Source organism: Paraburkholderia sp. SECH4 (genome assembly GCF_030511745.1).
Classification (GTDB): Bacteria; Pseudomonadota; Gammaproteobacteria; order Burkholderiales; family Burkholderiaceae; genus Paraburkholderia; species Paraburkholderia madseniana.
Genome location: NZ_JALOCP010000013.1, coordinates 197,446 through 210,170, shown reverse-complemented (window position 1 = coordinate 210,170; position 12,725 = coordinate 197,446). Strand labels below are relative to the sequence as shown.

The 12,725-nt window shown below is 61.5% G+C and carries 12 protein-coding genes; 8 read left to right on the top strand and 4 right to left on the bottom strand.

Annotated features, from left to right (window positions below):
- Positions 1-226 precede the first annotated feature (226 nt).
- Positions 227-1,342, bottom strand: a complete 1,116-nt coding sequence (locus M0D67_RS19740) for an AI-2E family transporter (protein WP_171929582.1) — start codon at positions 1,340-1,342, stop codon at positions 227-229.
- A gap of 271 nt (positions 1,343-1,613) precedes the next feature.
- Here M0D67_RS19740 and M0D67_RS19735 point away from each other — a divergent pair, with 271 nt between their 5' ends.
- From M0D67_RS19735 to M0D67_RS19720, 4 genes are all read left to right on the top strand, one after another.
- The gene (locus tag M0D67_RS19735; protein ID WP_154567303.1) at positions 1,614-2,828 is read left to right on the top strand and encodes a DUF2863 family protein; all 1,215 of its coding nucleotides are present in this window, start codon (positions 1,614-1,616) and stop codon (positions 2,826-2,828) included.
- A gap of 216 nt (positions 2,829-3,044) precedes the next feature.
- Entirely contained in the window at positions 3,045-3,920 is an 876-nt protein-coding gene (locus M0D67_RS19730; RefSeq protein ID WP_154567304.1) for a response regulator transcription factor, read from the top strand.
- Between the two features lie 112 nt (positions 3,921-4,032).
- Entirely contained in the window at positions 4,033-4,707 is a 675-nt protein-coding gene (locus tag M0D67_RS19725) for an energy-coupling factor ABC transporter permease (RefSeq protein ID WP_093639753.1), read from the top strand.
- Positions 4,708-4,874: 167 nt separating this feature from the next.
- On the top strand, positions 4,875-5,552 hold the full coding sequence (locus M0D67_RS19720) for a hypothetical protein (RefSeq protein WP_154567305.1): 678 nt from the start codon (positions 4,875-4,877) through the stop codon (positions 5,550-5,552).
- A gap of 116 nt (positions 5,553-5,668) precedes the next feature.
- Here M0D67_RS19720 and M0D67_RS19715 read toward each other — a convergent pair whose 3' ends face one another.
- On the bottom strand, positions 5,669-6,823 hold the full coding sequence (locus tag M0D67_RS19715; protein WP_154567306.1) for a M14-type cytosolic carboxypeptidase: 1,155 nt from the start codon (positions 6,821-6,823) through the stop codon (positions 5,669-5,671).
- A gap of 34 nt (positions 6,824-6,857) precedes the next feature.
- Positions 6,858-7,640: a peroxide stress protein YaaA gene (yaaA, locus tag M0D67_RS19710; protein WP_097391901.1), complete on the bottom strand. Its 783-nt coding sequence runs from the start codon at positions 7,638-7,640 to the stop codon at positions 6,858-6,860.
- Between the two features lie 57 nt (positions 7,641-7,697).
- On the opposite strand from yaaA, the gene M0D67_RS19705 reads away from it, so the two are divergent.
- A complete protein-coding gene (locus M0D67_RS19705) occupies positions 7,698-8,186 on the top strand; it encodes a putative toxin-antitoxin system toxin component, PIN family (protein ID WP_154567307.1) in 489 nt (162 codons plus the stop codon).
- Positions 8,187-8,313: 127 nt separating this feature from the next.
- Entirely contained in the window at positions 8,314-9,486 is a 1,173-nt protein-coding gene (locus M0D67_RS19700) for a pyridoxal phosphate-dependent aminotransferase (RefSeq protein ID WP_154567308.1), read from the top strand.
- A 112-nt stretch (positions 9,487-9,598) separates the two neighbouring features.
- On the opposite strand, the gene M0D67_RS19695 is transcribed toward M0D67_RS19700, so the two are convergent.
- Positions 9,599-10,246 (bottom strand): glutathione S-transferase family protein, encoded by a 648-nt coding sequence (locus tag M0D67_RS19695; protein WP_154567309.1) that lies wholly within the window; start codon positions 10,244-10,246, stop codon positions 9,599-9,601.
- A 126-nt stretch (positions 10,247-10,372) separates the two neighbouring features.
- Here M0D67_RS19695 and M0D67_RS19690 point away from each other — a divergent pair, with 126 nt between their 5' ends.
- Both M0D67_RS19690 and M0D67_RS19685 read left to right on the top strand, forming a co-directional pair.
- Complete coding sequence (locus M0D67_RS19690; protein WP_154567310.1) at positions 10,373-11,929, top strand: 3-hydroxyacyl-CoA dehydrogenase; 1,557 nt, start codon at positions 10,373-10,375, stop codon at positions 11,927-11,929.
- On the top strand, positions 11,926-12,714 hold the full coding sequence (locus M0D67_RS19685; protein WP_154567311.1) for an oxepin-CoA hydrolase, alternative type: 789 nt from the start codon (positions 11,926-11,928) through the stop codon (positions 12,712-12,714). The genes M0D67_RS19690 and M0D67_RS19685 overlap by 4 nt, the downstream gene beginning before the upstream one ends.
- Positions 12,715-12,725: the final 11 nt, after the last annotated feature.

Here is a 12,725-nt window from a genome sequence, read left to right as displayed (position 1 = left end):
GGCACCGCTTCGTTCTGCGTCGCTGCATCAGCAGCAGAGAAACGAGATTATGAAGAACTTTCGCTACGCCGTCAACAGGTTTTTCTAACTTCCTGAACCCGCCCACATCGCGCAAAGCCTTGCCACTACTGGCTCTCCCGCTCCCCGTGCCCCGGTGTCCGAAGCACGAAAGAGCGAGATTCTAGCGAGCCGGACGGCCCCTTGCAAGCCATATCTGGAATTTATTTCAAGGTGCCTTTTCTATGCGCACCGGCTCATCGACAACAGGCACTTTCACGTCGGGCGCCAGAGCATCCGCTGGCGGGGCGCCGATCGTCCAATCGTGCAGCACGGTATAGGCAACCGCCAGCAACGTCGGGCCAATGAATACACCAAGGAAGCCGAAAGCAAACGCACCGCCAAGGATGCCCAGCATCACCAGGATCAACGGCATGTCACTACTCTTGCCGATCAGGATCGGCTTGATGACGTTGTCGGACATGCCGACGACCAACACACCCCACACAACCAGAAAGATCGCCCAGCCAGTTGCACCGCCGTGATACAGCCAGATCGCCGCGGGCAACCAGACGACCACCGGGCCACCCGGTATCACCGACAGGAAGAACGTCGCCAGCCCAAGCAGCGCCGGCGCCGGGACGCCCGCGATCCAGCAACCGAAGCCGGCAAGAATGCCTTGCACAAGCGCCGTGCCGAGAATCCCGTAGACCACGCCCTTCACCGTGCTGCCCGCCAGTGCCAACAAGTAATCGGCGCGTTCGCCGGCGATGCGGCGCATGCCCGCCTTCAACCAGGCCGCCGCGCCCTCCCCCCCGGTATAAAAGAAGAACGCGAGCACGATACTCAGCGCCAACAAACCCAAACCGTGCGTAACGGCAATCGCAGCCGCCAGAATCCACTTGCCGGCCGGCGCCGCAAGCGCACGCATTTGCGCGATCAGTTCAGAGTTGCTGCTCGTTACGTTCGCCCAGAACGTCTCGATGTTCGAGCCAACCAGCGGGATTCGTCCAACCCACGGCGGCAAATCCGGCAAGCCAGCCTCGAAGAGCCTCTGTACCAACGCGACGATGTCGTGAACGTGCGCACCAAAGGCAAAGCCCGCATAGACGAACGGGCCAAGCACCACAATCAGAATAATGAGCACGATCAACGTCGCGGCGAGCTTTCGCCGCCCCCCCACCGCTGTAGTGAGCCGCCGGTACAGGCCCCACGAGCTATAACTGAGAATGGCGCCCCACAACAGCGCTGTTGTAAAAGGCGCAAGCACCAGCAGGGAGCCACCTACCAATATGATCAACGCGAACACTGCAGCGAGACGTTCAATCAGTTGGTCCGATTTCACTATGAATCTCCTGTTGTGCCAGACCACAGCGACGAATAGGCATACGCTTGTCAGTCGCCCGCCGACGGTGGTCAGTATAGGAGCGAGCCACACCCCTGGGCATGTCTTATATCATCCGGCCAAGACGCCGCGCAACGCATCTGGCGCCTCCCGCAAGGGGCTTATTTTTAATGTGGAAACGTCCCAATCCATCCGGCATAGTCAGCCAAATAATATGGCGGCATAGAAAAGACTAGAATATAAGGTTCTGTGCCTCCCAATTTCCGGATTTATGCGCTCGCGAATCGCCAAACGTCTCCCCCCCGATGCCGACAAGCTTGTCGGTCTCTCGCTCGCGCTTTTCGCGTCGGGCAGCCGCACCGAAGACCGCTTCTGGGAAGCGAAGCTCGATGCGCTGCTGACCAAGATCGTCCGTAACGCCAACCAGACTACGCTGGACGCCGCGCTCGATCATCTGCAGCAGAATCATCCCGATGCTTACGGCGCACTCGCCGACATGGCGGAAACGCACAGCGAGTCGTTCATCGTCGACCATGAAGGCGCTCCTTATGAAGCGCTGCTGATCGCCGCGCCCGTGCTGGCCTGGACTCGCTACATGATTCCTTCCGGCCCGCTCAAAGTGGACGCAGCCGACGCGCTGCGCGCGCACCTGCAAGCGCACGTGCTCGCGGCAAATACGCGTGTGGCCATGGTGCCGTTCCTGTACAGCATCGACCAACTGCCGCGTCACCACGTCGAAACCTGGCGCATTGCCCAGCAACTCGCTCAAGCAGCCATGGCGGGTGGCAACGTCAAACTCAATTTTGGCGAGCTGCCGGAAACCTCGCCCATCCTGGCCGACCCGCGCTTTCTGCTGGCTGTGGTCGCGGCGCCGGTAGGCGAGCCGGCGTTTCGCTGGCAGGAAGAAGAAAACGGCAGCCGGATTGAGCGTGGTCAATGCCTCGAACAATGGGCAACGCAAGGCGGCGCCAATCTGTCGCTGGTGCTGCCCGGATGTGAGTTCGAGTGTCTGCTGCCGGATGCCTATTATTCGGCCTGCCGCGACGCCGACGAACGGGTGCGCCCTCACACGGTACGCACCGCCGTCCGCTACCTGTTCGACACAATCGGTGCGGCGCCACAGGAACTGCGCGCGGTTGTCGCAGGGTTCGGCGAGCGCCGTATCGACGAATACCGCGTCGGCTTCACGCGCCGCGGCAGCAATGATGTGATCTACGGCGTCGTATGGCCGCTTTACGGCCGCGAGAACGGCGAGCCCGGCATCGACGAAGAACCGCAAGAGACCGCTGCGTCAGACGACCCACTCGAAGAAATCGTCGCATTGCTCAAGGAAACCGGCGTGACAGACGTGCGCCGCCACTCGGGCCGCTTCGAGCCGGAATATTGCGATGACTGCGGTGTGCCGCTCTATGCGGACCCGCTCGGCGAAATCGTCCACGCCGAGATGCCGGAGGACGCGGAGCCCGCGCAACCGCATTTCCACTGACCCGCCAGCGCCGGCGTCATTGCGCCGCCGTCGACATCAGAAAGCCCCGCCGCGTGCGGGGCTTTTTTTATGTCATTCCTCCTATGCCTTTTGGACAGGGGGTCAAACCGAAGGGAATTTGTCATCATAGTGCCGGTGGTGCATCGCAATGCGCCCGGCACCTTCGCCGGCCCACACGCATCGCGCCACCTCGCCCGATTCATCTGGAGACACGGCATGCGATTCTCAATACTCAACTCAGACGCGGAACGACGCGATGGACTCAAAGCACTGCTGCGGCAAATCGACCGGCTAGCGCGCTTTAACGAAGCACAGGATTGGCGTCAGGTTGAACGTACGCTCAAGCGTCTGCGTCCCGACCTGCTCGTGATTGACTGGCAGGACTGGATGTCAGTCGACGACACCCGTCATCTGCTCAGCCATTACCCGGACCTGCGCATTGCAGTGCTGACCGACAAGGTCTCTCCAACCGTCGTACGGGATCTCATGGACGAAGGTGTGCTCGGCGTGATTCCGCGCGAAACCGACCCATGCCTGATCGTGCGCGCTTTCGAGATGGTGCTGCTGGGCGGTCACTATGTGCCGCCCGGCGCGTTGGCGCTCAATCCTCCGCTACCGCCGGATGCCACCATCCGGCCGTTCGATGAAAAGAGTCCACCACCACGCCGGGCCAAACTTTCCAACGGCCTGTCGCCCCGCCAGGAGCAGATCATGCGCTGCGTCCACATGGGCAGCACCAACAAGATGATTGCGCGCACGCTCGGCATCAGTGAAGGCACCGTCAAGATCCATCTGACCAGCATATTTCAGCAACTCGGAGCGCCTAACCGCGCCGCCGCGGTCGCGCTGTACAACGGCTGGCTGTCGGCTCACTTGCAAGTACTGCGCAACGATGGCGGAGGTCAGGTTCGTCCGGTAATGGGGCAAGCCGGAGTGGTGCCATTGCGGCGCCGCACACTGCGGCGCTTCCAATATCCGTTGCCAGCGAACGACACGGCCGACACGCTGCCAATAGCGGCCGAACCGAGCACGCCATACGGCGATGCGCCCGCCGGGTTGACGGCGGAACCGGTCACGCAAGATTCGGCATAACGTCAGCCGGCGCGCGCGCCAGAATCGAAACGCGCGTTTTCTCGCGGCGTTCGCGCCGGCTGGCATGGAATCCGCTCACACCTTTTCTCGTCCAACGAGTAATATGAGATACATGGGTTTCCTCTACACACCGCTTCCGTTCTGGGTCGCTGTCGGTGGCTGGATCGCCACTGCGATAGTGGTCGCGCTCGCGCTGTGGAAAAATCCTTTCAAACGACTTCAGGACGGCACACTCCAGCACGTCTGGCTCGCAATCATCGTTGCGGTGTCCGTGCTGTGGGCGAGCAACGCGTGGCTCGACGACGGTACTGTCATGCATCTGCTCGGCGCCACGCTGGTTGTCACATTATTCGATTGGGCACTGGCGCTGATCGCCATGGCGATCGTCACCGGTCTCGCCGCTGTCGTCTTCGACGCCCCCTGGCAGGGCATTGCACTGACTTTCCTCGTGTTCGGTGCGTTGCCTGTCGGTATCTCGACCTTGATCCAACGCGCCAGCATCGCCTGGCTGCCGCGTAACCTCTTCATGTTCATTTTCGGCCAGGGTTTTGTCTCACCCGCCATTGCCGTGTCGCTTACGGCGGCCGCGGCGCTCGGCGTTCACATCACACTCGCAGACGGTTCAATGACCGTGGTGCCGGTCGGCTACGCGTTCAGCGTGCTTCTGCTCGCCACTGGCGAAGCCTGGTTCACGGGCATGTCGACGGCATTGATCGCGGTCTACCGCCCTGCGTGGGTTACCACTTATGATGTGCGTCGATATCGATTGGGCGGGCCACGCACCTGACACGGGCGCGGCATCGAGCACGTATCGACGGCAATCTGCCATCCCGGCACATAAAGCGCCTGAGTCCCCGCACCACGACAGGACAAAATATTTGTGTCAGGATTGAACTCATCCCTCTCGCCAGGCATCTTACGTGCCTCATGTCTTATTAGCGTCTAACGAACTAGATGGATCGCACCAACGTACCGCGCCGATTGCTGCGGTTGGTCGGCCGGTTAGCAACATTTGCAGCGAGTCTCTCGCTCATTTGCACTGCTCCCGCATACGCCGATCAACTCGAACAGCACAACGATCTCGTCAACAAATTTGTCAATGACATGCATGCGGACCCGCTAGTCGCGGACTGCGCTGCCCATGGCAATTTTGTTGCAAGCACATCGACCGCCTTCGACCATGTCGAATTTCCGCCCAGCTCCTTCGACAGCGCGCATGCGGCAGTCACGCCCTGGAACGATTCGTTCGACGAAGGCAAGCAGCGCGTCAAGGTGGACAACATCGTTACCGTCGAGGGCCTCGGTATCCGCCAGAGCGGCGGTGGAGATCCAGCCGATCTCAAATTCCGTTGCGGCTATGTGGGCGCCCAGATGCTGGCGTTCAGCTGGAACGATCCGGTGCCGCCGGCCCGTGCGCACAGCACCGGGTCAACGGGATCGCGAGCGTCCTCGGGCAAGCATAAGGGTGTGAAGGGCAAGCACTCGGCCAGCGGTAAAACTACGAAGAAAGCAACCGGCAAGTCCTCGAAGGCAAGCTCGGGAAAATCTTCGCGAGCAACTTCCAGCAAGTCTTCAGGTAAGTCTGCGAGCAAATCGACCGCGAAGAAGTCCCCAGCGAAAAAGACTCAATAGCGGACAAGAGCGAAGGCCGCGTCAACGGGTCCGCACTACGAATTTGGCTCGCACCCAGCAAAAAACGGGGCACACACTTCCAGAGTGTGTGCCCCGTTTCTTTATGCGGCGTCCAGTTACGCGAACGTCTCCACGTGTCGCAAAATAGCCTGCAGCATGGCGGCGCCCAGCGACGCGCTACGCTCCCCGTTCCAACCCACCCGCTCGTCCGGCAGATTGGCGTTGTCCTTGAACGGCATCTCCAGCGTCAACGACAGACAGCCGAATTCGTTGCCGATGTACTTCGAAGCCAGCTTGAGCGCGTCCTCACGATACTTGCTCGCGGCGTAGCCGTACTTGTCCTGGAAATCCGGGCTCGCATGCTTGAATGCTTCGATGAACGCTTTCTGCTCCTCGCCCTGCCGCTCGGTGAAACCCGGCAGCATTTCGGAGCCGGCCACGAACACGTACGGCAGCGCCTCGTCGCCGTGGATATCGAAAAAGAGGTCGCAACCGGTCGCGTGAATCGCATCACGCACCACGAGCACCTCGGGACTGCGCGCGGCGTCCGGTTCCATCCATTCGCGGTTCAGGTTCGCGCCCGTCGCGTTAGTGCGCAAATTGCCGTGCACGCTGCCATCCGGATTCATGTTCGGCACGATGTAGAACACCGCGTGATCGTAGAGCTTGCGCGCCACCGGATCGCCCGCCCAATCGCCCCAACCCGCGAGACGCTTGACGAGACCTTCGATAAACCATTCAGCCATCGTCTCACCAGGATGCTGACGCGCGATCAGCCAGATCTTCTTCTTGGGCGTGTCGCCGGTTTGCGGAGTACCAAGCGTCAGCAGCGACATCGGCCGGCCTTCGACGGTCCTGCCCAACTCTGTGAGCGTGGCCTGCGGCATCTGCTGGATCGCGCCGAGAAACTCCGAGTGACGTTCCTCGCTATACGGCTCGAAATACGCGTAGTAGATGCGGTCGAAATCCGGCGTGTGGTCGATCGTCAACACACGGCCGTCGTAGGAAGTCGGCACGCGGAACCAGTTCACGCGGTCATAGCTTGCCACTGCCTGGTAGTCGCGCCAGCCTTCGGCGAAAGCGCACGCCGCAGCATTTTCGAAGGTCATCACGCAGCGCTCGCCGGCCGCGCCGGACAACCGGAAATAAAACCACTGCGCGAACTCGGCCTGACTGTCGGGCCGCACGCGCAAACGGATGTTGCCGGCGTCTTCGCAGGCCAGCACTTCGATCGCGCCCGCATCGAAGTTGCTCGTAATCGATAACGTCATGATGTTCTTCCCTGCTTGTGTGCGCGGCGATCGCTTAGTCAGCGATGCGGCGGCGGAATACGTAGGTGGAATCGTTCGAGGCTTCGGCGTCGAACGCGTAGCCTTCGGCGTTGAAGGCCTTCAGTTGCTCGGGCTTGTCGAGACGGTTTTCGACCGCGTAGCGCGCCATCAGACCGCGTGCGCGCTTTGCGTGGAAACTGATGATCTTGTAGCGGCCGCCCTTCCAGTCTTCGAACACCGGCGTGATGATCGGCGCTTCGAGCACCTTGGGCTTGACCGACTTGAAGTACTCACCCGACGCACAGTTGACCAACACGCGTGAGGCGGCAGCGCGCTTCTTCAATTGCGCGTTCAAAGCCTGCGTGATCCGTTCACCCCAGAACGCGTACAGATCCTTGCCGCGCGTATTGGCAAAGCGCGTGCCCATTTCGAGGCGGTACGGTTGCAGCAGATCGAGCGGACGCAACAAACCGTACAGGCCGGAAAGCACGCGCACATGATTCTGCGCGTAATCCAGATCGGCCGACGACAACGTTCTGGCATTGAAGCCTTCGTACACATCGCCGTTGAACGCGAGCACGGCCTGCTTGGCGTTGTGCGTGCCGAAACTGGGCGACCATTCCGCGTAACGCTGGAAATTGAGGTGCGCGAGTTGATCCGAAATGCTCATCAACGAACCGATCTGCTGCGGCGACAAAAGGCGCAATCCGCCGATCAATTCGGCCGCATCGTCGACGAAATCGGGGATCGTGTGCTTTTTGACGTGCGGAGGGGTTTCGTAGTCGAGCGATTTCGCCGGCGACAGAACGATTATCATAGAGGCTTGCAGGCACGCCGTGCCTGGCGGTCAAAGACGAAAGCCAGATTGTAACGAATGCCCGGTTCCCATGCCTCACACGGCGCTCTGCGCGTCGTCCTCGATTCCAATGTGTGGATCGATATTCTCGTGTTCGACGATCCGCACACGCGGCCGATCCGCGCCGCGCTCGAAAGTGGCGCACTCTCCGCGCTGATCGACGCGCGCTGCCTCGCCGAACTTACCTACGTGCTCGACTACCCGCAATTCGTGCATCGCAATGTGGACAAGGCGGCGGCGCTTGCCGTCGTTGCACGCCTCACGCAGTTGGTCGAACCCGCTGCGCCCGCGGAAGATGCCAGGCCGTTGCCGAAATGCAAAGACCGCGACGACCAGAAATTCCTCGAACTCGCGCACGCGGCGCAAGCCGACTGGCTGGTGTCGAAAGACCGCGCGGTGTTGAAACTGGCCAAGCGGATTGCGCGTGACTTCGGTTTCCAGATTGCGCAGCCTGCGCCGTTCGTCAGCGTCTGCGTGAGCGCGGCACACGAGCCAGCGCCCGTATGACCCCTGGCCGGATGGCCAACGTCGGGCCGACTGCGCGCACGCAGGGCCACGATTCCCTACAATCAGGCTTCGTCCTTTTCGAACGACGTCTTTCACCAACTCACTCGACCACGCTCCGGACAGCGCCATGAATGCACCGCACGACACGCCCATGAGTCCCTCGTTTCCGTCCCGCCTGCCGGACGTCGGCACGACGATTTTCACCGTGATGAGCGCGCTCGCCGCCGAAAAAGGCGCGGTGAACCTCGGCCAGGGCTTTCCCGACTTCGGTTGCGACCCCCGCATTGTCGACGCGGTCGCGAGCGCCATGCGCGACGGCCACAATCAATACCCGCCGATGGCCGGCGCCGCGCCGCTGCGTCAGGCGATTTCGGACAAGATCGCCAACCTGTACGGCCGCCGCTACGACGCCACCAGCGAGATCACCGTGACGGCAGGCGCCACCCAGGCGCTGCTGACCGCGATTCTCTGTACCGTGCATCCGGGCGACGAAGTGATCGTGGTCGAGCCGACCTACGACAGTTACCTGCCATCGATCGAGCTGGCCGGCGGCAAGCCGGTATTCGTCACGCTCGACGCGCCCGACTACGCGATCCCGTTCGACAAGCTCGCCGCCGCGATCACGCCGAAAACGCGGCTCCTGCTGATCAACACCCCGCACAATCCGACCGGCACGGTCTGGCGCGCGGAAGATATGCGCAAGCTCGAAGAAATCGTGCGCGGCACCAACGTGCTGATTCTGTCCGACGAAGTCTACGAACACATGGTGTACGACGGCGCGCCGCACGAAAGCGTGGCGCGTTATCCGGAACTGGCGCAGCGCAGTTTCGTGGTGTCGAGCTTCGGCAAGACCTACCACGTCACCGGCTGGAAGATCGGCTACGTGGCCGCGCCCGCCGCGCTCACGGCTGAATTCCGCAAAGTGCACCAGTTCAACGTGTTTACGGTCAACACGCCGATGCAGGTCGGCCTCGCGGAATATATGAAGGATCCGGCACCGTATCTGGATCTCCCCACGTTTTATCAGAAGAAACGCGACTACTTCCGCGCCGGCCTCGCGAATTCACGCTTCAGGCTGCTGCCTTGCACGGGCACCTACTTTCAGTGCGTCGACTATTCGGCGATCAGCGATTTGCCCGAAGCCGAATTTGCGCAATGGCTGACCGGCGAGATCGGTGTCGCGGCAATTCCCGTTTCGGCGTTCTATCACGAGGCGCATGAATCGGGCGTGGTGCGCTTCTGCTTTGCCAAGCAGGAAGCCACCCTCGCCACGGCGCTCGACCGGCTGGCGCGGCTCTAGGACGCCCCGCGCGATGCTGCGAACGAACCCACGTTCCTCGCCATCGCGCGCAGCGGCCCATGCGTGCGTTGCACGCCCGAGCTCATTTCGCACGCAACGCCACCGCCACGCCTCAAGCCGGACGCGAGGCCGCGATATACGCCTTGCGATCATCGGTCACGCGCTGCGCGGCCGGTCGGGCGTTGATCGCCTTCACATAGCTTTTCCAGTCCACGCCGGCGTCGAGCAGAAAATCGCGGCCGTAGATGGTCTGCGTCGCCATGCCCACCAGCGGCAAGCTCACAAACCCCGCTGCGTCGGCGACACTGAAGCGCTCGCCGCGCAGATACGGCCCGAACTTCGCAATCCGCTTGAAGCCGGCAATGTGATGCGCGAGCAGCTTCTCGACGCGCCCCTTGGTCGCGTCAGTCACGGTGCCGCCGAAGAATGCTTCCTTGTAGAGATTGCGCGCGGTCAGTTCGAGATGCACATCCACGAACATGATCAGTTCGCGCTCTTTGGCCGCTTCCCACGGATCAGCGGAGAAAATCGCCTTGTCGGGAAAACGCGCGGCCAGATACTCGACGATGCCTTGCGATTCGCACAGATCGCCGTGTTCGGTCTGGATATAGGGCACCTTGCCGAGCGGAGAATGCTCGAGCATGGTCTCTTCCTGGCTCGGCAGCACGAACACTTCCTCGAACGGAATGCCGTGTTCGAGGAGCACGAACTTCACCTTGTTGTAATAGTTAGAGAGCGCGAAACCGCACAGCTTGATCATCGGGTGTCTCCTTTCTTCCGGTTGTTTGAGACCGCCCGTCAAAATCAACGCGGCGGCCTTCGATCAATCATCCAGTAAATTGCACGATCGTGCTATTCTAAAATAACCATGGAGTCGAGCATCACAATGACCTCTCGCAATTTCAGCATCGAGACTATCGGCATTGTCGGAACCGGTGCAATGGGCCGTGGCATCGCCCAGATTGCCGCACTGGCGGGTCTCACCGTACGTCTATACGACACGAACCCTGCTGCGATCGGCGCCGCGCGCGACTACCTTGCCGAGACTTTCGCCAAATTGACTGCCAAAGGCAAGCTCGACCAGGCCCGTTCGCTCGCCGCGCTGGCGAACGTGAGCGGCGCGCAGGTCGTCGGCGATCTGGCCGATTGCGATCTGGTCGTCGAGGCGATCGTTGAAAAGCTCGATGTGAAGCAAGCGCTCTTTCGCGAACTCGAAACGGTGGTGAGTGGCCGTTGCGTGCTGGCGTCGAACACGTCGTCGTTGTCGATTACCGCGATTGCGGCGGGCTGCACGAACCCATCGCGGGTGGCCGGTTATCACTTCTTCAATCCGGTTCCGTTGATGAAGGTCGTCGAAGTGATCGACGGCCTGCGCAGTGATCCCGCCGTCGGCGACGCGCTGATGGAACTCGCGCGACGCATGGGCCACACGCCGGTGCGTGCGAAAGACATGCCCGGCTTCATCGTCAATCATGCCGGCCGCGGCATGAATACCGAAGGCCTGCGGGTAGCCGGCGAAGGCGTGGCGAGTTTTGCCGACATCGACCGCATCATGCGCGAGCAGGCAGGCTTTCGCCTCGGCCCGTTCGAACTGCTCGATCTGACCGCGCTCGATGTATCGCATCCAGTGATGGAATCGATCTATCACCAGTTCTATGAAGAACCGCGCTTCACACCGTCGCCGATCACAGGCACTCGGCTTGCGGGCGGGCTGATCGGCCGCAAAACAGGCGAAGGCTTTTACCGCTATGAAGACGGTAAGCAGCAAGTTCCCGCGGAAGCGCCCGCGCCAACTGAACTGCCGCACAGCGTGTGGGTCAGCAAGCGCTATCCGGAGGCGCATGAAGCCGTCGTGCAACTCGTCGCCAAAGCTGGCGTCAAACTCGACGAAGGCGCGGTGCCCGCAGCGGACTCGCTGATCGTCGTGACACCGTTCGGTCATGACGCGACTACCGCCTCCGTCGACGAAGCACTCGATGCAACTCGCGTTGTTGCTATCGACGCCCTCTTCCCGCTGGCCGCCGCGCAGCGCCGCACGCTGATGACAACACCCGCTACCAGTCGCGCCGCACGCGAGACCGCGCACGCACTGTTTGCCGCGGATGGCGTTCCCGTCACCGTGATTCGCGATTCAACCGGCTTCGTCGCGCAACGCGTCGTGGCGACCATCGTCAACATCGGCTGCGACATCGCGCAAAAACAGATCGCGATGCCGGGGGACATCGACCTCGCGGTGACGCTAGGCCTCGGCTACCCGCGCGGACCGCTCGCACTCGGCGATACATTGGGCGCGAAGACGATCCTCACCATCTTGCGCAATATCTTCAGCGTGCTCGGCGATCCACGCTATCGCCCGTCGCCCTGGCTTGCACGGCGCGCGCAACTTGGCCTGTCGCTGACGCAACGCGACGCTGCCGACACTCAAACGGAGACCCAACAATGAGCGCCGAACTGCTGACCTCACGCCCGACCGAAAGCGAATCAACGCTGGTCCTCACGCTGTCGAACCCCGGCGCACGTAATGCGCTGCATCCGGACATGTATGCCGCGGGCATCGAAGCGCTCGAATCGGTGGAGCGTGATCCGTCGATCCGCGCCGTCGTGATTACCGGCGCGGACAATTTCTTTTGTGCCGGCGGCAATCTGAACCGTCTGCTGGAAAACCGCGCGAAGGATCCGTCGGTGCAGGCCGAAAGCATCGATCTGCTCGGCGAATGGATTTCGGCGCTGCGTCTTTCGTCAAAGCCGGTGATCGCCGCCGTCGATGGCGCCGCAGCCGGTGCAGGATTTTCATTAGCACTCGCGTGCGATCTGATCGTCGCGGCGGAAGACGCCAAGTTCGTGATGTCGTATGCCCGCGTCGGTCTTACACCCGATGGCGGCGGCTCGTGGTTTCTCGCGCAAGCCTTGCCGCGTCAACTGGCGACCGAAGTGCTGATCGAAGGCAAACCGATCGGCGCCTCGCGTCTATACGATCTCGGTGTCGTCAACAAGCTAGCGAAGACCGGCACCGTGCGCGACACCGCTGTCGCCTGGGCCGACGAACTCGGCAAGATTTCGCCGAATTCGGTCGCGCGCATCAAGGGGCTCATCGGCGCGGCCGGTGCACAGCCGCTTGCTGAACATCTGGTCGCTGAGCGCGACAGCTTCGTCGCCTCACTGCACCATCGCGACGGTCTCGAAGGGATTTCAGCGTTCCTCGAAAAACGCGCTCCTGTCTACAAGTAAACATAAGTGAA